The organism is Maricaulis sp. MIT060901 (assembly GCF_047123815.1).
Classification (GTDB): domain Bacteria; phylum Pseudomonadota; class Alphaproteobacteria; order Caulobacterales; family Maricaulaceae; genus Maricaulis.
The window spans coordinates 2,666,264-2,685,889 of record NZ_CP138920.1 but is presented as its reverse complement, the minus strand read 5'-3'; the positions used below and the strand labels follow the sequence as shown (position 1 = coordinate 2,685,889).

Here is a 19,626-nt window from a genome sequence, read left to right as displayed (position 1 = left end):
CTTTCCTCGCGATCACCCCCCGATGAAACCTGACCGGCTGCCGCGCCGGCGACGCACAGCCAGAAAGGCCAGCATCGGAAACATCAGGATTGAGGCAATGGTCTCAATGATCAAGGGCTGAAGATGCGGCATCTCACCCAGCGCAAAGAAACCGGCAGAAAAGGCAATGGCCTGGGCCAGCAAAAGCGTTCCCCCGAACCGCAGGACAATCGGCGGCAGATCTCTCGGCATGCCGTCCTCGCCGCGAAAACGGAACACCGAGATCGATACCAGGTAGGACAACGCCCAGATGCCCATCGGCGCTCCGGTCAACAGGTCCTGGGTGATGCCGATCGCGAAAACGGCAATCGGCGGCATGAAATAGGGACGCAGGCCCGACCACAGGAAAATCACCATCAAAGGCCAGGTGGGCATGATGGTGATGCCTTCGATGAGGCGCGTCGGAGCGGCCTGGAACAAGAGCGCCGCCACAACCGACAGCACACAACCCAGCGCGGACCAGTAAGGTGCAGAGCGTTCCTGGGGTTTTCTCATTGCCCGCCCTCCTCGGTTGCGGGCTGCGTAGTGTCGCCTGCTTCGACCGGTGCAGTTTCTGCGGGTGCCGGCAGGTCCGTTTCAACCTCTGCCGAAGCAGTCTCAGCTTCCTCTCGCTGCGGGATAACCGCAGGCACATAGGGCCAGACCCAGACAAAATCGATCGGCGCCTGGTCTGAATAGAGCTCGACCCGCCAGCCGCCATCCCGCGTCGGCACGGCCACACCGACTGGCAAGCCCCGTGGCAGGACGCCGTCATCACCGGAAGAAACAATACGATCACCGGCCTCGATATCGGGATTACGTCCGAGATATTGCAGGCGCGGGTACTCGGAATTGTCGCCGGTCAGGATGGCGCGGGAATTGGACCGGTCCACCATCACCGGGATGTTCGAGTTCAGGTCGGTCAGCAGAAGTACGCGTGCCGAACGCTCGCCGGTCTCGTAGACACGTCCGACCAGGCCGTAGAGATTGATGACGGGATACCCGTCGGCAATGCCGGCGTTTCTGCCACGACCGATCAGACGGGCATGCACAAAGGGGCCACGCGGATCCGCTACAGTCCAGGCACCGATCCGGTCCTGGGTCGCCTGCGTCTGTACGTTCAGGGCGCTTTCATAGACCTCGATACGGTCGCGCTGGCGATAGGCCAGGTCTTCCCAGTAACGCGCCTCGATCAGTTGCTGGCGCAGCTCGGCATTTTCGGCCGCCAGGTCACCCTGCATCCGGAAATAGGGTCCAATACCCTTCACCGCCCGGATGGGCTGCGCGGCCAGCTCAAGCAGTGGTGCTGCGATGTCGGTGAAAGAGGCACGAAAACCCGCAAAAGCCACTGATCTGGACGCCGGACGGTCGAACATGATCAGCGCGCTCGATACTACGATCAACATGATGAAGATCGTGCGCGAAAAGCGGACTCCATGTTCCGCATCGTGTCGTGCCGTGCGCCGTGACGCCAACGACTTACTCCTTCTCCCCCGCCCCGCTGTGTATTACACAGCTTCAGAGAGAATGGGACGCCAAACTTTCAAATCTTCTACCGCGCGACCGCAACCCAGCACCACGCAGGACAGGGCTTCATCGGCCAGGCTGACCGGCAGCCCCGTACGCTCACGCAGCTCGGTATCCAGGTTCCGCAACAGCGCGCCACCGCCGGTCAGGACAATACCCTTGTCGACGATGTCGGCAGCGAGTTCCGGCGGCGTGGCTTCCAGCGCCTGTTTAACCGCTTCCACGATCTGTTCGACCGGCTCGGAGAGACTGTCGGCAATCATGGCTTCGGTGACGGCGATTTCGCGCGGCACGCCATTCATCAGGTCACGACCCTTGATATCCAGCGACAGGCCCTCGCCTTTCACCGGCGGCATGGCCGAACCGATTTCCTTCTTGATACGCTCGGCAGACGTCTCACCGATCAACAGGTTCGCGGAACGGCGAATATAGTTGATGATCGCCTCGTCCATCTTGTCACCGCCGACGCGTACAGAACGGGAATAGACAATGCCGGACAGGGACATGACGGCGACCTCGGTGGTGCCACCGCCGATATCAACAATCATGGAACCGGTCGGCTCATCGATCGGCAGACCGGCACCGACGGCAGCCGCCATCGGCTCGTCGATCAGATAAACCTTGCGCGCACCGGCACCCAGCGCGGACTCATGGATCGCGCGGCGCTCTACGGCGGTCGCACCGGACGGCACACAGATCACGACCTGCGGGCTCACCATGGCGCGGCGATTGTGCACTTTCTGGATGAAATGCTTGATCATTTCCTCGGCGACATCGAAGTCGGCGATCACACCGTCACGCATCGGGCGGATGGCTTCGACATTGCCCGGCGTCTTGCCCAGCATCAGCTTGGCTTCAGCGCCCACGGCCTGGACGTGTTTTCGTCCCTTGTCGACCTTGTAGGCGACGACGGACGGTTCGTTCAGGACGACACCGCGTCCCTTGACGTAGACAAGCGTGTTCGCGGTGCCGAGGTCGATGGCAATATCCGCGGAAAGCAAACCAAAGAGGCTGTTGAGCATGGGCGCTGATTTCGGAAAGTGTGGCGACAAAGTCGCGTTGCAACTATTTTTCTTGTGCGATGATGCGAAAGATATTGCAAGGGGCGCGAAGGTCTAATTCCACAATTCTTCCGTCTTTTCAGGAAACAGCTGCAGCTGGTCGCGCGAGGCATCCAGACGGAGACGGGCTCAGGCGTCGGTTTTTTCCGGACGATTGCGGCGCAGCCAGCGGCGCGCCACCAGCATCAGGCCAATCCATGCGACCATGGCCGAGACCAGCAGGGCAATGACCATCGGGTCCTGACCATTGAAGAAATCCAGGATGATCTGCCAGCCCAGGCTGACAATGACGATCTTGCAGGCTGCACCAATCGCCAGGCCCAGGATAAACGCCCAGTAAGGCGTTCGCGTCACGCCAAAACCCATATTGACAACAATGAAGGGGCCGGACGGAACAAAGCGCACGATGATCGAGGCCAGCATGCCATTGCGGCCGATAAAGTCGGAGATGCGGTTGGCCCACTCCCCGCCATATCGTTGGACCAGGCTCGATCCGAACCTCAGCCCGAGCCAGTAATGCACGCTCGCGGCTGCCAGCGTGCCCAGCCAGGCATAGAGGAAGCCCTCGATGGCTCCGAAGGCGACGACAGCCGCGCCCATCAGGACAAATTGTGGAAAACCGACAAAGGACAAAGCGATGAAGATCGCGATCGTCAGCGGCAGGGCAAACCATTGCTCGGAAAGCCATGCAAACCAGCTCGCAACCGGGCTCTGGTCCGCATCAAACAGCATCTTGCCGGCTACAAACATCACGCCCAGGGCTGCAAACAGCGCCAGCGACACGAGCACAGCCCGCAACGCCTTGGCGTCCATACGCATGATGAAATTGATGATGCCGCTCATGAAGGCGCTGGCCCTTACTGGTTCACCCGCAACTACCTAAGCAGAGATCGAGCCAGCCGCAATCTTGATCAGCCGTTTGCGTTGTCTTCCAGCTCGCCGGACGCGATCAGCGAGAGCTTGGCGCGTTGCATGGCCAGAACCCCGAGCTGTTCGTCCAGGATCTTGAGCAGATCGCGGGCTTCCTGCTGATCGACCTCGCCCGGAGACCGGGCGGTTTCCGACAGGGATTCCATCAGGGCGGCGATATTGCGGGCATTGCGGCGGCTGGCTTCACCGGCCAGGGCCAGCCAGTCGGCGTCCTCGGCCTTTTCCAGCGGCACAAACAGGCCACCGGCCAGGGCTGCCAGGTGCTGGGCTGCGGCGGTGGCGCCGTCCTCGGTCAGCGCGCAGACGCGGGCATAGGAAATCTCGTTGGTCGAATCCGGGTCCGCCAGCGCATAGACACGCGTGCGGGAAAGGTCCAGCAATTCCATGACCTTGGGGATACCGCCCACTTCCTCGAACAGGCGCGCGACAACCTCTTTGGGTTCGCCATAAGGTCTTTGTTTTACCGGATTAAATGCCATTGCCAGCCCCTGCAATCCACTCTGGAACAATTCGTCTATTACAACTGATTGTGCATCTTGGCTATTTCGAGGCACCGTAGAGCCGTGAACGCAGATCCCGGCCCGCTTCCTCGATCTTCAAGGCCTCGTCCGCATCACGATCCGCGACCATAGCCTCACCCGCCTCATAGGTCTCGACCCATTTGCGCGCAAACCGATCGCTTTCAATGTCGACCATTGCGTCGTCGAAGACCTTGCGCAGTTCCGGGCCCGCAATCCGGTCCTCGATCTCCCGGGCACCAAATTCGGCCGTGTCGGAAATCGCCTTGTACATGCCGGCAATACCGCGCGACTGGATGAGGTCGGCCAGGTATTTGATCTCATGTACACAGTCGATATAGGCCATGCGCTCCGACACGCCGGCCGCCACCAGGCGGTCGAAACTCGCCTTGGCCAGCGCCACCATGCCGCCCACCAGGACCACCTGTTCGCCGAACAGGTCGGAGACCGTCTCTTCGCGGAAAGTCGTTGGGAAAATACCGACATTGCCCGACCCGATACCTGCCAGATACGCCAGCGCGATCTCTCGGGCCCGGCCAGAGGCATCCTGGTGCACAGCCCAGAAACCGATCAGGCCCTTGCCCTTTTCGAACTCCTGACGCACTGCGCCACCCGGCCCCTTCGCCGCCGCCAGGATGACATCGCAATCGGCGGGCGGTTTGATCAGATCGTAGTGAACCGAAAAGCCGTGACAGACGATCAGCGCCTGTCCCGGTTTTCTGTTGGGCGCGATCTCGGTATCCCAGATCTGGCGATGCGCTTCGTCCGCAGCGAGCAAGGCCACGGCATCTGCCCAGCCAGCCGCCTCCGCCAGCGTCACAACCTCGAACCCGTCCGCCTCGGCCTTTGCCCTGGACGGCGAGCCTGGTCGCAGGGCGATGCGGATATTCCTGGCGCCACTATCGCGCAGGCACAGCGCATGCGAACGGCCGTGATTGCCATAGCCAACGAGAGCAAGCTTCAGATCGAAAATGGGCGACAGATCGATATCGTCGTTATACAGCGCGTCAGTCATTGCCAGGGGGGCTTTCGGGAGAGGAATCGGGGAGCTGATAGGACCCGTCTCTGGTGCCCATGTCCAGCGGGCCTAACCCAGCAGGGCCGCGAGTTGTTTGCGCGCGTCATCTTTATGCAACGCTGTCACCCGGTCCCAGCTGGCCTGTTGATTACGGAACCAGGTCATCTGTCGCTTGGCGTAACGGCGGCTTTCTCGCTTGGCGATCTCGATCGCCGCGGTCAGCTCCAACTCGCCCGCCAGATGCGCGATCAGTTGCGGAACACCCAGCGCCTTCATGGCCGGCAGGTCAGGCGTAAGTCCGCGGTCTTTGAATGCAGCCACTTCCTCCAAGGCACCCTGGTCCAGCATGAGGTCAAAGCGAAGATCGATACGATCATAAAGCGCCTGGCGGTTCGGCTCGATGACGATGCCGCGCCAGGCGCGCTCACCCAGGAGCGGCGTCGTCTCGGCATGATAGCTCGACAGAGCCCGGCCCGTTTCCCAGCCCACCTCCACCAAGCGTAACAGGCGTTGCCGGTCCGCCGGCTTGACCTTCGCGGCGGAGACCGGGTCCTGGCGTTCGGCCTCTGCGCGGACGGCGTCCAGACCGCCCTCTTCCAGCAAACGCGCGGCCTTCGCCCGGGTCCCGGGCGAGATCTCAGGCACGGGCGCCAGACCAATCGTCAAGGCATTGAAATACAGACCGGTTCCGCCCACCAGGATCGGTGTTTTTCCACGCGAGACAATGTCGTCAAACCGGGCCAGGGCCGCCTGGCTCCACTCGCCGACCGACCAGCGAAGACCGGGATCAACCGTGCCAAACAAGTGATGCGGCGCAGCGGCGCGCTCGTCCTCATCCGGGCAGGCCGTGATAATTGGCAACCCCTCATAGATCTGCATGGAGTCGGCATTGATAATCTCGCCGTCCAGCCGTCGAGCTGCCTCGATTGCCAGCGCTGTCTTCCCGGCCGCTGTCGGCCCGGCAATCAGCAGGATCGGTGTCACGAGCGGATCGACTGCATCACATACTGACCGCTGCGATTGAGCTGGAAGCGCAACGGTCCATCCGCTTCGTCCGTGATGGCACGGATATCGGCGATGGTCTCAACCGTGACGAATTCGACCTGCTCGATGACATCACCAGGGCGCACCTTGCCAGCCGCATCGGACGTCGGATCAACCTCGGTGACCAGCACACCCTCAGCATCGGGGTGCACACGATAGCGACGCCGGTTCTGCGGCGTGAGCGGTCCCAGCGTCATGCCAAAGACCTCGTTCTCGGCACCCGTGCGCGGAATGATGACGTCGACATTTGAGGTTTCCTCGAGCTCATCGCCCTCCTCGACCAATTCACCAATGGTGATAGTCCGGGTCATGCGACGATCGCGACGCACGATTTCCAGTTCGACCGTGGCACCGATCTCGGTTTCCGCGACCTGGCGGGTGAAGAATCGGTCATCGCGCACACGGCGACCGTCAAAGGTCAGCACCAGATCGCCCTGGCGCAGCCCGCCTTCTTCTGCCGGGCTGCCATCCTCGATATTGCCCAGGATCACGCCATAGGGTGTGTCCAGATCATAACTCTCGGCCAGGTCGGGGGTGACGGGCTGAACCCGCACACCCAGCCATCCGCGGCGGGTCTCGCCGAACTCGACCAGCTGGTCGACAACACGCGTGGCGATATTGGACGGGATGGACAGCGAGATGCCGACACTGGCACCGGTTGGCGACAGGATCATCGTGTTCACGCCCACCACATCACCGCTCATATTGAACAGCGGACCACCGGAGTTACCCGTATTGATTGCCACATCCGTCTGGATGTAGTCGTCATAACGACCGCCGGCATCACGACCCCGCGCCGAGACGACACCAGCCGTCAACGTACCGCCCAGACCAAACGGATTACCGATCGCGATGACCCAGTCACCCACCCGGGCCCCATCACTGTCACCAAAGGCGACAAACGGCATGGCCTCGTCGGTTTCCATGCGCAGCACAGCCAGGTCCGTGACCGGATCGGTGCCGATGACCTGGGCCGGGAAAACCCGTCCGTCCGGCAGGGAAACCTCGACCTCGTCTGCACCATCAATCACATGGTTATTGGTGACGACGATGCCTTCGGGGTCGATGATGAAGCCTGAGCCCAGCGAGTTGGCGATGCGCGGACCATCGCCAAAAATATCGTTGAAACGCTCGAGCGGAGACCCTTCCGGGAAATCCGGCAGGCGATCATCACTGTCCAGACGCTGCGCGGCGGCGATATTGACCACGGCCGGAGACAGGCGCTCGGCAAGGTCGGCGAACCCGTCCGGTGCAGGGTGAGCGGTGACGGCACCGGGCGTGGTCAGCATCAATACGACGGTCAGGACTGGGGCCAGAAAACGAAACATACAGTTCTGCTCACATCTCAGGTGATTACACGTTAACCCCTGAATACCCCCAAGCACGGCAGGCCCGCAACCGGCCTAACGGCATCGTCATGAATTCGTGTGGATTTCGAAACGAAAACAGCCCCGCCGATGGCGGGGCTGTGATCTGTTTTCAGAGCCGCTGGACTATTGTCCGGTCTGGCTGCCGAAGTATTCGAAGAACTCGCTGTCTGGCGGAATGACGATAGGTGTTCCGTTCTGGATGGCCAGTTCATACGCTTGCATGGAGCGGTAGAATTCAAAGAATTCCACGTCGCGACCATAGGCCGTTGCGTAGATCGCGTTCCGCTGGGCATCACCCTCACCGCGGATGCGTTCGCTTTCCGCGCGCGCCTCGGCCTGGATGATCGTCGCCTGGCGATCCGCGTCAGCACGGATCTCAGTCGCGTCCTGCTCACCTTCAGCGCGAATGCGGGCGGCTTCCTGTTCACGCTCCGAGCGCATGCGCTGGAAGACACGTTCAGCAATCTGTTGTGGAAGGTCAGCGCGCAGGATGCGGACATCGATGACTTCGATGCCGAGATCCTGTGTGGCGACCTGGGCCTCAACCTGTGTCTGGACCCGTTCCATCAGCGTCGCACGCTGACCGGAAATCACGTCCTGGGACGGGATGGAAGCAATAACGCCTCGCAGGCTGTCATCCATGATCGAACGCAGGCGCAGCTGGGCACCGCGCTCATCACGAACCGTCTGGTAGAAGCGCAGCGGGTCAACTATGCGGTAACGCAGAAAGGCATCCACAACAAGGCGCACCTGGTCGGAAGCCTGGATTTCCTCCGGCTGCATGTCGAACTCGACATTGCGGCGGTCAAACTTCAGCACGTCCATGATGAACGGCACTTTGAAGTGGAGCCCCGCTTCATCGCCGTTTTCATTGACGCTCTCGACTGGCTCACCAAGGCGCAGGATCAGGGCCTGCTCCCGCTCATTGACCGTGTAGATACTCTGGAGGCCGATGAATACGGTGACACCCAGAATTACAAGTCCAAGAGTTCTAAACATTAATTGCCTCCCGAACGACGGTTATTGCCAAGCTCGTTGAGCGGCAGGTACGGCAATGCGCCGGCCTCACCGTCCAGAACGAGCAGGTCGGAACGACCCAGGACGAGTTCCATCGTCTCCAGATACATGCGGCGACGGGTCACTTCCGGTGCCAGTGCATACTGGTCATAGATCGACACAAAACGATCGGCATCACCCTGCGCCTGGGCAATCACGGAGTCGCGATAGGCCTGGGCAGACTGGGTCAGCTGGGCGGCAACACCACGCGCTGCCGGAATGACCCGGTTCGCATGGGCGGTCGCTTCCAGACGCGCACGCTCGGCATCCTGCTCCGCGACATCGACGTCACGGAAGGCTGCGATAACACTTTCCGGCGGCTGGGCGGTCTGCAGGTTGATCTGCAGGACCTGGATACCCGCCTCGTACTCGTTCAGGGTCGCCTGAACCAGTTCGCGCGTTCGCTGGGACACCTCACCACGACCTTCCGTGATGATGAATTCCAATTCCGAGGTGCCGATGACTTCACGCATCGCGCTTTCGGAAACCGCTCGAACAGTGCTCTCCGGGTTACGGACATTGAAAAGGAAGTCGCGGACCCCGTCCGGATAGGACAGATCCACACGCCACTGAACGGCAAAGTCAATATCGACGATGTTTTCGTCGCGCGTCAGCATCTGACCTTCCTGGCCGGTGCCGATGGTCAGCGACTGGGTGGTCGTCACTTCCGGCAGCATCACGGTCTCGAGCGGAGACGGCAGCTTGAAGTGCAGACCCGGCTGGGTGGTCCGGCTGTATTCACCGAAACGCAGAACCACACCGTTCTCGTTCGGTCCAACCTGGTACCAGCCGCTGGACGCGAACCAGACACCGATCAGCACCAGCAGGATCAGGCTGAAGCTGAAAAAGCCCCCGCCCTTCTTGCCATCGCCGCCGGCACCACCGCCCTTGCCGCCAAACATGCGGCCGAGGCTGTTTTGCATCTGGCGGACGACCTCGTCGAGATCCGGCGGTTGGTCACCGCCACCGCCGCCACCCCCGTTGGGGCGCTGGCCCCAAGGGTTCTGTCCGTTGTTATTGCCGCCGCCGGATCCCCAAGGACCCTGGCCGCCGCCTTGATTGTCATTCCATGGCATGGAGTGGTTCAATCCTTCTGTCGTGTATCAGGATGTAAATGAACGCATGCGCGCTCAGGTTCAAGTCTGATACTGCGGGACGCGCGGAGGGAGAATCCCCCCACGTTGGAAACTTGTTCAGGCGCGTTCAAGCGCGCGGAAGACAAAGGCGTGATCATCCGCCTCGCTGGCAGGATAAACCTCCCGGCCGAGCTCGGACCAGTCTTTTTCTGCAAACTCAGGAAATGCCGCATCACCAGCGGGCGCGGCATCGACTTCTGTCAGGTAGAGACGGTCTGCCACGGTCATGGCGGCGGCATAGATCTGGGCGCCTCCGATCACGAAGACTTCATCGACCCGGTCAGTATTGGCCTGAATGAACGCCGCATCGAATGCATCGCCCATATCCCCCACGACCTGAGCGCCCTCGGCCGTGTATCCCGCCTGTCGCGTCACCACGATATTGAGCCGCCCGGGCAAGGGCTTGCGCGGCAGGCTTTCCCAGGTCTTGCGCCCCATGATGACGGGCTTGCCCTTGGTCACGGCTTTGAAAAGCCTGAGATCGGAACTCAGGCGCCAAGGCAGATCCCCGTCCGATCCGATGATATTATTGCGCCCGCGCGCCGCGATCAGGCTGATCCTGGGAATGATGGTGTTCATGTCTACTCGTCCTGGCTGGAAGCATATCCAAGAGCGGCGGCCGAGATGGCCTGTTCGATGGCGATCTCCGTTTGCAGACCGTCATAACGCTGTTGTCCGATCAGCGCGATGAGATTGGAGCGCGCCTCATCGACCGGCTTGTGACCTCGGCAGGACAATTCCGCCTTCACGGTCGCGCGACGGAAGACAAGCTGGAAAAGACCAAGCCCGCCCGACTGGATCGTCGCGGAAACACCGGACTTCGCGATCACCGTCGGCGCGCTGGTCGGCATGGTTCAGACCGCGACCGGGGCGGAAATGCGCGGATACGGATCATAGCCCTCCAGCGCGATGTCCTCGTACTCGAAGGAGAAGAGGTCTTTTGCATCCGGATTGAGTTTCAGCTGCGGCAGCGCTCGCGGCGTACGCGAAAGCTGTTCGCTCACCTGTTCCATGTGATTGGAATAGATGTGCGCATCACCGAAGGTGTGGATGTATTCACCCGGCTCCAGTCCGCAAACCTGCGCCACCATGGCCGTCAACAAGGCGTAGGACGCGATATTGAACGGCACGCCGAGGAACATGTCCGCCGAGCGCTGATAGAGCTGGCAGGAGAGTTTCCCGTTGGCGATATTGAACTGGTAGAGCGTGTGACAGGGCGGCAGCGCCATGTTCGGCACATCGACCGGATTCCAGCCGGACACGATCAGCCGGCGCGAGGACGGGTTTTCCCGAATCTGCTTGATGATGTTGGAGAGCTGGTCGATCTCGGTGCCGTCCGGGCCTTCCCAGCGGCGCCATTGTTTGCCGTAGACAGGACCCAGATCGCCGTTTTCATCGGCCCACTCATCCCAGATGCTGACGCCGCGCTCCTGCAGCCATTTCACATTGGTTTCCCCACGCAGGAACCAGAGGAGTTCAATGGCGATGGATTTGAAATGGACCTTCTTGGTGGTCAGCAGTGGAAAGCCTTCCGACAGGTCACAGCGCAACTGGCGACCGAAAACGGCACGCGTGCCCACGCCAGTACGGTCATTTTGCTCGGCACCGTTTTCCAGGATGTCGCGCAGCAGATCCAGATAGGCATACTCGGCCTTGGAACCAACTGATTGGGTCGCCTTGCCCGCTCCATCCAGTGTCACTGCTTCAGCCATCACATACCTCGCTGTTCTAACCGGGAAGACTAGACCGCGATTCGATCCGGCGGAATGGTGCCCGACAGGCATCTCCACAGGAAATACATAGCGGGCATGCCCAGATTTTGCTTGCCTGGCCGGTGCGATCCTGTAGCTTTCGCGCACAGAACATTACCAGAACATTCCAAATTTCATCAACAGGGAGAAGATGATGATCGGATACGTGACCCTCGGCACCAATGACATGGCCACGGCCGCTGCATTTTATGACAAGCTGTGTGCAGAGTTTGGTGTCGGCCGCATGATGGAAGACGAGAACTTCATCGCCTGGGCCAATCCGGGCCAGGGAGCCGGTATCGGCCTGACCAAGCCCTTTGATGGCAATGCCGCCTCGGTGGGCAATGGTGTGATGGTCGCCTTCCAGGCCAAGGATTCCGAACAGGTCGACAAGGTTTACAAACTGGCGGTCGAGGAACTGGGCGCCAAATGCGAAGGCCCCGCCGGTCCGCGCGGCGATGGAAGCTTCTATGCGGGCTATTTCCGAGACCCTGATGGTCACAAGCTGAACGTTTTCTGCATGGGCTAAGCCCTGCCTCACCTTGACCACCCCGATCTTGCGGGCTCTTTTGCCCGTGAGACTCGGGGGATCAGGTGGACAAAACAGACACTTCCAAGGGCGGCCGCTCGACAGACACCAACTCGTCGCAAACCGGTGATGCGACTTGCGCCAATTGTGGCGCGACTCTGGTCGGTCCGTTCTGCCAGGACTGCGGTCAGTCCGCCGAGGACATTCGGCGCCCGGCCTGGACCCTTTTGACCGATCTGATCGGTAGTATTTTTGTCTGGGAAGGCAAATTCTTTTCCACCCTGCGACGCCTCTACTCCCAGCCTGGCCGGGTAGCGCGCGACTATGTCGACGGCCGACGCCAGAGCCATACCGCCCCCATCCGCATCTACCTGATCATCAGCCTGCTGTTTTTCCTGCTCATGTCCGCCGCCGGCGTGCGGGTCATCGGGGTCAGTATTTCTCCCTCCGCAGAGACCGTACGCGCGCAATCGGCCGAGACCATTGCTGCGCGAACCGCCGCAATCGATGCGGCTATGGCGAGGCGTAGCGTGTCCCGTTCCCCCGACGACACGCCGTCCAACTTCTTTGAAACATCCACCTGTGGTGTCATGCCGGGTCCTGATGAAATCCGCCCGAGCGGTGACCTTGTCTATTCACGCGATACCGAGCTCCAGATCGAACTCTTCCAGTTTGGCGCCGCGCCGGAGGGGCGCGCTTTGCCCGATACAGCGGATTGCCGGACCGAGTTCGAAATCGGTGGCGACCCGATGAGCCTGGGCCCTCCCTCGCGTTTTGCCGTGCAGTTTCCCGCCCGCTTCGAACAGGGCGTCACTGCCGCCGCAGCGCAGTCCCTGATCCTGATGGTTGTCGCCTTCGCCATCCTCAATCTGGTGGTTCACCCGCGACGCCGCATGATCGAACACGTGGTCTTTTCACTCTACTGGCACGCCACCTATCTGCCGCTCATCGCCCTGCTGGTGCTCGGTGCACGTGTGAACCAGGGCTGGACTCCCGGCATAATCGCACTGGCCATACTCGGCTTTGCGAGCGTCCTCAGCTACCAGGCCCTGAACGATCGGGGGTTTTACCGGTCCAGCTGGATCGGCGCGGTCCTGCGCAGCGTGTTTCTGCAACTCTGCTACAATCTGTGCATCGGCTTGCTGGCGATTGCGCTCATCGTCACCGGCTATTGAGACGACCTGCCAGCCTCCCTTCAAATCGCCACTATCCGTCGCTATATTAATCAGCGCCGGTTCGCCGGCTATGGCGATAAACGCGCTCGTAATAACCGGACTGGACCCGGGGGCAGTACCCGGCGGCTCCACCAATCATCCCTGCGCAAGTTGGGAATCTGACCTGAACTGCCATTGGCAAGCGAAGGTCTCTGTGGGGGCCGAAACAGGATCGACAGACGGGTAAAGGGGATTGCTTTCGCTCGGGTGAGGCCCGTTACAGGCTCGATTTTATAGTTGCTAATGACAACTACGCTGAAGAGGTAGCTCTCGCTGCATAAGCAGCGCGGGACATCTCGCTAAAACTCCTATTCCCTTTAGCCGGAATAGGCGGGGCTCGGAGGCGCCTGGCAACAGAAGCCTCCACTTTCCCCTGCACTTCCTGACACTTCCTTATAATTTATCATTCATCAACCCATTCGTTTCATCATGGAACCAGTTGATTCGGGGAAGTGTGAACATGCCTGATGGGTCGAATATTGACTGGCTGGATGTTTCCACGCTCTCAATCTCCACGCGGGCGCCGCAGGCCCCCATGAATGGCTCAGCACGATTGAGAAAGTCTCCGAGCGGAACCACACTGGCAGACCGGTCCGATACCTTTTTGACCTTTCAGCAACCGGAATGACTGTTTCGGAGAATGACGCTACCGATCTGGCTGGATTCTTTCTGGACCTCATCCCGTCGAAAACCGCCATCGCCCTCGTGAGTGACAATGTCGAGCATCCGGGACCTGGCGAGCTGGCTTTCCGCAATGTGCTGCGAAAAGGCGGGTTCGAGGTCTGCGTTTTCAGTGAACTCGCCACGGCTCAGGTCTGGCTGTCGTTGTTTGTCTCGAGTTGTGACCGCAAGGAGCTGACCTGTGGGCCAGATTGCGAATTTGCGCTTGAGCGCACCTGTCCAGCCAATGATCTGAGCTGAACATCGCGCAACAAGGATCACGCGCATAACGCCTGTGACCTCGCTCGAAATGGGAAAATCACCCGCCTGAAGCGATCAGCGCGACAGATCTTCCCGTATTAAAAGATAGATTGCAGTTGAGAGGCCAGATTTCGTTGACGAGCCACAAGTCTCCGCTACGCTGCTCCCATGAGATCCGGGGGTAAGCCAATGGCGAAAGATCTTATGCGTTATGACGTCATGGCGCAGGAAGCATTGCGTGGTGTTGTAAAACAAGCACTGCACAAGGCGGCAGGTCCGGGGGGACTGCCGGGACAACATCATTTCTACATCACTTTCCGCACGCGTGGCCGCGGCGTGGATATTGATGATTCTCTGATGGAAAAATATCCGGAAGAGATGACGATCGTGCTGGAACACCAGTTCTGGGATCTGGATATTTCCGACGCGGGTTTCGAGGTCACTCTCAAATTCTCCGGCGTTCCGAAATATCTCAAGGTTCCCTTCTCGGCTGTCTCGCGTTTCCACGATCCGAGCGTCGGTTTCCACCTGCAGTTCGAACACGAGGTGGAAGACGAAAATGTCGCCGTCGCGTTGCCCGAAACCGTAGCCTCCGACAATGAGGACGAGGTCAAGGCGACCGGTTCAGACGATGATGGCGCCCAGGTGGTCAGCCTCGACAGTTTCCGCAAAAAATAATGCGTATGCAAAAGCCGGTGCCCGCCGACCTGGCCGCCGGCAAAGAGATTGTGCCGCTGGCGGATGATGAAATCCTGCAGCGGTTGAACTCCATTGGAGAGCACGAACACGCAGCCGGCCTGCTGGGGTTTCACCCGCGCGATTTCAGTGTGGATGAGCAATGGCTTGAGGCAAATTTCAACCCCGACCCGCGCTGCGCCAATCTGCGCGGCGGGGTCCAGGGCGGCATGATCTGCGCCATGCTCGACGAGGTGATGTCACTGTCCGTCGTCGTGGCCGAACGCTTTACGATTGGCGTTCCCACACTGGAATTGAAGACAAGCTTCATGGCGCCCCTGCCACTGGGGAGCTGCAAGGCCCGCGGGCAGGCGCTGCGGATCGGCCGCAATGTGGCGTTCATGGAGGGCATTGTCTGGACAGCTGAAGGCGAGATCGCAGCGCGCGCCAGCGCCACCTGCCAGGTCCGTCGCTCCTCCCGTATTCGCAAGACCTGATGGCGAACCCGGCCGATACCGATTCCGGGAAATGGCTGTCCATAACCTTGATCGTGCTCGCCCAGATCCTGGCATTGTCGGTGTGGTTTTCCGGGACGGCTGCCCTGCCCGCCATCCTCGAGGTTTACACCCTAGGCGCTGGCAAACAGGCGGCCCTGACGAGTTCTGTCCAGGCAGGTTTTGTATTGGCGGCGCTGTTCAGCGCAGTGTTCAGCCTGCCGGACCGGTTCAACCCTCGTCACCTGTTTGCGGGCGGCGCTCTGATCGCTGCAGCATCCAATCTCCTGGCCCTGCAGCTTGCCCCCGACAGCTGGTGGCTGGTGTTCAGTCGTTTCACCGCAGGAGCCGCGCTTGCGCTGGTCTATCCGGTCGGGATGAAACTGGCAGCGAGCTGGGCAAAGGGCGATGCCGGACTGTTGGTCGGCCTCCTCGTCGGTGCGTTGACGCTGGGATCTGCCTCGCCTTTCCTGCTGTCCATTTCCGGCGCCAGTTCAGACTGGCAGACCCCCATTCGGCTGGCCGCTATCGGTGCCGGCCTGGCAGCTGTAACCATCCTGTTTGCGCGCGGTGGCCCCGGTCTTCGACCTGCCGCTAGATTTGATCCCGGCGCGATCCTGCTCGCTGTTCGGAACCCGGCACTGCGCTTGGCCAATCTGGGCTATCTCGGACACATGTGGGAGCTCTATGCGATGTGGGCCTGGATCGGCGCCTTCTCCCACGCCTATTGGAATGCCCGTGGCGCATCAGCAAACCTCGCCGACCTCACCGCCTTTGCCGTCATCGGCAGCGGCGCGCTGGCCTGCGTTGTCGCGGGAGGCCTGGCAGACCAGTTCGGACGCACCCGGGTGACCTCGGTAGCGATGGCGATTTCGGGCAGTTGCGCCCTGCTGGCCGGGCTGGCCTTCAACGCGCCGCCCTGGGTCCTGATGCCCATCCTGATCATCTGGGGTCTGAGCATTATCGCCGACAGCGCCCAGTTCTCGACCGCAATCACCGAGCTCGCTCCACCGGACCGGGCCGGCACCTTGCTGACGGTACAAACTGCGCTGGGCTTCACTCTGACTATCCTCATGGTCCAGATCCTGCCCAGCTGGATCGCATTCGCCGGCTGGAGCTGGGCCTTTGCCCCGCTGGCCATTGGCCCTTTTCTGGGCGTGTGGGCAATGCTGAGCCTGCGCCGTCTACCTGAAGCGAAGAAGATGGCGAGCGGGAAACGCTGACGCTTCCCGCCCTCCGGATCAATCCAGATCGAAGACTTCACGGAAGAACATGGTCTCCGCCTCTCGCTGGAAATCGCGATTGGATTTCTTGCGGAATCCATGGCCCTCATCATTGGCCAGCAGATACCATGGGTCACCGCCAACCTCGCGCACTCGAGCCAGGATCTGCTCGGCCTCACTGGCCGGGACACGCGGATCGTTCAGACCCTGGATGATGAACAGAGGTGCCGTGATGCGATCTGCCTGGCGTGCCGGCGAAATTTCCTCGAAAAAGGCCGAGATATCCGGGTCACGTTCATCGCCATACTCTGCGCGGCGCAGGTCACGGCGATATCCCGCCGTGTTTTCCAGGAAGGTGCGGAAGTCCGAAATACCGACAATATCGACACCGCCGGCGAGACGATCCGAATAATGGACCATTGAAGCCAGAACCATATAACCACCATAGGATCCGCCATAGACAACAACCCGGTCCGCATCGAGATCAGGCTGCTGCGCCAGCCAGTCCAGAAGCGCCCCGATATCGCGGACGGAATCCTCGCGCTGGAAGACATTGTCCATCATCACATACTCGCGACCATAACCGCTGGAGCCACGCACATTCGGCGCGATGACCGCCGCGCCGAGCTCATTGAGCCAGTATTGGAAAGTCGAGGAAAACCCGGGTCGGTACTGGCCTTCCGGCCCGCCGTGGATCGAGATGATCACCGGATGCGGCCCCTCACTGTCCGGGCGATAGACAAAGGCGGGCACTTCGAGACCGTCAAAGCTCTCGAAACTGATCAGCTCCGGCTCGACAAAGGTCTCGGTGTTCAAACCGCCTACCTCGCTCTGGGTCCAGCGGGTCAGCTCGCGGTCCTGGTGATTGTAAATCCAGGCATCGCTTGGCGAGGTCGCCGCATTGAGAGTGAAACCGATACGCTCCCCGGCGTCATCCCACTGCATGCCTCCAATCAGGCCGACCGGCAATTGCGGCCCGGCGATCTCTCGCCCCGAACGCACATCCATCAGGCGGAGTTCGGAAACACCGCCGGCATTAAGCACATACGCCAGCGTTCGTCCGTCCGGAGACAGGTCCATGGCCTGCACATCCCAGCCGTGATCCGGCGAGACATCCGTCATCTCACCGGTCTCGACATTCATGCGCACGACACGCCGGAATTCCGCTCCGGCATCGGTGACCACCAGCATGGTCTCGCCGCCGGGCTCGAACTCATGCGCAGCATAGGCCACATCCATGTCCGGATTGAGCTGACGCACATCACCGTTGTCCGTGTTGATGACAAAAAGATCGCTGTGAGTGATTGAATAATAGCGGATCATGGCCAGTTGCGTGCCGTCGGCCGACCAGTCACCGGGGAAGACAGCGCCCTCGCCCTCGACCAGAACACGGCGGTCATCCGGGTTGTCCGAACTGGCGATCATGATGTCCCAGTCGGGATCGCCTTCAGTGGACCGGTACCAGGCGACATGCTCCCCATCTTCCGACCAGCTGGCTGAACCATTGCGGGTCTCGTCCTCGCTGACCTGGCGCACCCGTCCGCTCTGAGTATCGAAGACGAAGATCTGGAAATACTCGTCACCGCCACGATCGCGCGCAAAAATGAACTCGCCGCTGTCCCCCGGCCGCAGATTCGCGCCGCCGACCGGCTCGTCGTAATAGGTCAGCTGTGAACGCGCGCCCATTGGCATGTCCACGCGGTGGATCTGGCTGGTTTCACCAAAACGGGTGGAAATTAGGATGCCGCCATCCGGCAGAAACCCCTGGAAACCGGCGCCGCGCACATTTTGATAGGTCAGCAGGCGCTCACGCACCTCTTCCGGAATCTCCGGAATATTTTCCATTTCCAGATTGCCGCGCACGACGCGCTCGACCTGCCCATGCGCCAGTCCACCGAATGCCATCAGGCAGCTGGCCGCAAGAAGCTTGAGTGAATTCATGGCTCTCCCCTTGATATCCGGGAAGAACGCTAGGGCGCTGGAAACTCGACGTCCAGCGTATCACGTGAATGTGTGGAACTTGGCCGGGGTGTAATGTGAGAGCCCCCGCCCAGCCTCAGTAGCGACGCGCAGACGCCAGGTCAGGGCTGTCGGTGTCGACAATCCAGATCGGGTCGCCGCAAGCAAATCCCGGGGCGAAACGATCAGCCATCTCGCGCGCAAGCGCGTTTCCGCCGGACAGCCGGGTCACGTTCACATAGCCCACATGACAGGATTCCGCTTCGGAACCGGGGCGCAGCGCCGCAACGATCAGTATGCTGTTATTGCGCGCCTGACCTTCAGCATCGAAAGAGGTGGAATTGTAGCGGTGGATGGTCGCGAACGCATCGCCCGCCCCGTCCAGGCGCCATTCGATCACCGTGTGGAAGCCGCCAAAATTCCCGACATAGCCGCCATAGGGCATCTGCTCAGGCGCGTCATCGCGCCGACTGAACGCGCTGGCTGAGCCATGCTCACCGGTGTGGAAGAAGACATTCCAATCTCCAAGCCCCTCGCAGCGCTGTATGACTGAATAGCCGCCGCCCTCTTCAGTCTCACTGAGCGTGCGGCAATTCTCCTCGGTCAGATTGGAATAAAGACTATCCTGAGCATTCGCCTGACAGGCGAAAAGCGCCACACTAATCGGAATGGCTGCGAGAAATTTCATGACGTCCCCCTGATCTCGGAGACAGTCTAGATCATTGAAGTGGGCTGCCTAGTCAGCATCAGGCTATTTCAGCAACTTTCTCGCGCGCCATCGGACGCGCAGTCACGGAGATACGCGGGCGTTTCCCCATCACCTTGGTCACCAGCAGACGTTCGACCTGGCTGTCATCGTGGAAAACCACACCGGTCAGAGCATCCAGAACCGCCTTGGCGACATTGTCGACATCATGGACGGGGCTGTTTTCGCAACGCTCAATCCGGATGACGACTTCATAAGGCCCCCATTTCGGGCGCACACGCTTGAATTCGAGGCGGAAGAAATCCCCGATCAACGCCTTGAAACGACGTGTCTGCGTGGTCAGTGCGTCCACGCGTAGATTGAGCTCATCACCGGTCATAGCGGCCTGAACCTTCCCTCGCCCGATCCAGTTTTGCGCTTGCCCCCCACGGCTGTGCGCACATGCGTCTTGATCCGTCATGCCTGAGTGATACACG

At 60.5% G+C, this 19,626-nt stretch carries 22 protein-coding genes and 1 other RNA gene; 7 read left to right on the top strand and 16 right to left on the bottom strand.

Annotated elements, in window-relative coordinates; genetic code table 11:
* Nucleotides 1-12: 12 nt before the first annotated feature.
* From mreD to SIC17_RS13105, 13 genes are all read right to left on the bottom strand, one after another.
* Nucleotides 13-534 carry a rod shape-determining protein MreD gene (mreD, locus tag SIC17_RS13165; RefSeq protein WP_412545651.1) on the bottom strand — a complete coding sequence of 174 codons (522 nt, stop codon included), beginning with the start codon at nucleotides 532-534 and terminating at the stop codon, nucleotides 13-15.
* Nucleotides 531-1,424 (bottom strand): rod shape-determining protein MreC, encoded by an 894-nt coding sequence (mreC, locus tag SIC17_RS13160; protein ID WP_412545650.1) that lies wholly within the window; start codon nucleotides 1,422-1,424, stop codon nucleotides 531-533. The genes mreD and mreC overlap by 4 nt, the downstream gene beginning before the upstream one ends.
* 102 nt (nucleotides 1,425-1,526) lie before the next feature.
* Nucleotides 1,527-2,567 (bottom strand): rod shape-determining protein, encoded by a 1,041-nt coding sequence (locus SIC17_RS13155; protein WP_291892648.1) that lies wholly within the window; start codon nucleotides 2,565-2,567, stop codon nucleotides 1,527-1,529.
* A gap of 168 nt (nucleotides 2,568-2,735) precedes the next feature.
* The gene (locus tag SIC17_RS13150) at nucleotides 2,736-3,449 is read right to left on the bottom strand and encodes a TVP38/TMEM64 family protein (protein WP_291892646.1); all 714 of its coding nucleotides are present in this window, start codon (nucleotides 3,447-3,449) and stop codon (nucleotides 2,736-2,738) included.
* A 68-nt stretch (nucleotides 3,450-3,517) separates the two neighbouring features.
* Entirely contained in the window at nucleotides 3,518-4,015 is a 498-nt protein-coding gene (locus SIC17_RS13145; protein WP_412545649.1) for a hypothetical protein, read from the bottom strand.
* Between the two features lie 61 nt (nucleotides 4,016-4,076).
* Nucleotides 4,077-5,069 carry a ketol-acid reductoisomerase gene (ilvC, locus tag SIC17_RS13140; RefSeq protein WP_412545648.1) on the bottom strand — a complete coding sequence of 331 codons (993 nt, stop codon included), beginning with the start codon at nucleotides 5,067-5,069 and terminating at the stop codon, nucleotides 4,077-4,079.
* A 72-nt stretch (nucleotides 5,070-5,141) separates the two neighbouring features.
* Nucleotides 5,142-6,056 carry a tRNA (adenosine(37)-N6)-dimethylallyltransferase MiaA gene (gene miaA, locus SIC17_RS13135; protein ID WP_412545647.1) on the bottom strand — a complete coding sequence of 305 codons (915 nt, stop codon included), beginning with the start codon at nucleotides 6,054-6,056 and terminating at the stop codon, nucleotides 5,142-5,144.
* Complete coding sequence (locus SIC17_RS13130) at nucleotides 6,053-7,444, bottom strand: Do family serine endopeptidase (RefSeq protein WP_412545646.1); 1,392 nt, start codon at nucleotides 7,442-7,444, stop codon at nucleotides 6,053-6,055. The genes miaA and SIC17_RS13130 overlap by 4 nt, the downstream gene beginning before the upstream one ends.
* 165 nt (nucleotides 7,445-7,609) lie before the next feature.
* Nucleotides 7,610-8,485 carry a protease modulator HflC gene (gene hflC / locus SIC17_RS13125; RefSeq protein ID WP_291892637.1) on the bottom strand — a complete coding sequence of 292 codons (876 nt, stop codon included), beginning with the start codon at nucleotides 8,483-8,485 and terminating at the stop codon, nucleotides 7,610-7,612.
* Nucleotides 8,485-9,618 (bottom strand): FtsH protease activity modulator HflK, encoded by a 1,134-nt coding sequence (gene hflK / locus SIC17_RS13120; RefSeq protein ID WP_291892635.1) that lies wholly within the window; start codon nucleotides 9,616-9,618, stop codon nucleotides 8,485-8,487. The genes hflC and hflK overlap by 1 nt, the downstream gene beginning before the upstream one ends.
* A gap of 117 nt (nucleotides 9,619-9,735) precedes the next feature.
* A complete protein-coding gene (locus tag SIC17_RS13115) occupies nucleotides 9,736-10,257 on the bottom strand; it encodes a dihydrofolate reductase (RefSeq protein ID WP_412545645.1) in 522 nt (173 codons plus the stop codon).
* Nucleotides 10,258-10,259: 2 nt separating this feature from the next.
* A complete protein-coding gene (locus tag SIC17_RS13110; RefSeq protein WP_412545644.1) occupies nucleotides 10,260-10,529 on the bottom strand; it encodes a hypothetical protein in 270 nt (89 codons plus the stop codon).
* A gap of 3 nt (nucleotides 10,530-10,532) precedes the next feature.
* Nucleotides 10,533-11,390 (bottom strand): thymidylate synthase, encoded by an 858-nt coding sequence (locus SIC17_RS13105; RefSeq protein ID WP_412545643.1) that lies wholly within the window; start codon nucleotides 11,388-11,390, stop codon nucleotides 10,533-10,535.
* A 193-nt stretch (nucleotides 11,391-11,583) separates the two neighbouring features.
* Between SIC17_RS13105 and SIC17_RS13100 the strand changes: the two genes are divergently transcribed.
* The 7 genes from SIC17_RS13100 (at nucleotide 11,584) to SIC17_RS13070 (ending at nucleotide 16,485) form a co-directional block, all read left to right on the top strand.
* On the top strand, nucleotides 11,584-11,958 hold the full coding sequence (locus tag SIC17_RS13100) for a VOC family protein (protein WP_291892626.1): 375 nt from the start codon (nucleotides 11,584-11,586) through the stop codon (nucleotides 11,956-11,958).
* 65 nt (nucleotides 11,959-12,023) lie between these two features.
* Nucleotides 12,024-13,133: a DUF3667 domain-containing protein gene (locus tag SIC17_RS13095; RefSeq protein ID WP_412545642.1), complete on the top strand. Its 1,110-nt coding sequence runs from the start codon at nucleotides 12,024-12,026 to the stop codon at nucleotides 13,131-13,133.
* Nucleotides 13,134-13,148: 15 nt separating this feature from the next.
* Nucleotides 13,149-13,540: a transfer-messenger RNA gene (gene ssrA / locus SIC17_RS13090) on the top strand.
* Between the two features lie 256 nt (nucleotides 13,541-13,796).
* On the top strand, nucleotides 13,797-14,093 hold the full coding sequence (locus SIC17_RS13085; protein ID WP_412545641.1) for a hypothetical protein: 297 nt from the start codon (nucleotides 13,797-13,799) through the stop codon (nucleotides 14,091-14,093).
* Nucleotides 14,094-14,282: 189 nt separating this feature from the next.
* Nucleotides 14,283-14,771: an SspB family protein gene (locus SIC17_RS13080; protein WP_412545640.1), complete on the top strand. Its 489-nt coding sequence runs from the start codon at nucleotides 14,283-14,285 to the stop codon at nucleotides 14,769-14,771.
* Nucleotides 14,771-15,265: a PaaI family thioesterase gene (locus SIC17_RS13075; protein WP_291892617.1), complete on the top strand. Its 495-nt coding sequence runs from the start codon at nucleotides 14,771-14,773 to the stop codon at nucleotides 15,263-15,265. The genes SIC17_RS13080 and SIC17_RS13075 overlap by 1 nt, the downstream gene beginning before the upstream one ends.
* Nucleotides 15,265-16,485: an MFS transporter gene (locus tag SIC17_RS13070; protein ID WP_412545639.1), complete on the top strand. Its 1,221-nt coding sequence runs from the start codon at nucleotides 15,265-15,267 to the stop codon at nucleotides 16,483-16,485. Before SIC17_RS13075 ends, SIC17_RS13070 begins: the two co-directional genes overlap by 1 nt.
* A gap of 18 nt (nucleotides 16,486-16,503) precedes the next feature.
* On the opposite strand, the gene SIC17_RS13065 is transcribed toward SIC17_RS13070, so the two are convergent.
* The 3 genes from SIC17_RS13065 to SIC17_RS13055 form a co-directional block, all read right to left on the bottom strand.
* Complete coding sequence (locus tag SIC17_RS13065) at nucleotides 16,504-18,426, bottom strand: S9 family peptidase (protein ID WP_412545638.1); 1,923 nt, start codon at nucleotides 18,424-18,426, stop codon at nucleotides 16,504-16,506.
* 115 nt (nucleotides 18,427-18,541) lie between these two features.
* Entirely contained in the window at nucleotides 18,542-19,132 is a 591-nt protein-coding gene (locus SIC17_RS13060; protein WP_412545637.1) for a hypothetical protein, read from the bottom strand.
* A 58-nt stretch (nucleotides 19,133-19,190) separates the two neighbouring features.
* Nucleotides 19,191-19,529, bottom strand: a complete 339-nt coding sequence (locus SIC17_RS13055; RefSeq protein ID WP_412545636.1) for a RusA family crossover junction endodeoxyribonuclease — start codon at nucleotides 19,527-19,529, stop codon at nucleotides 19,191-19,193.
* Nucleotides 19,530-19,626 lie beyond the last annotated feature (97 nt).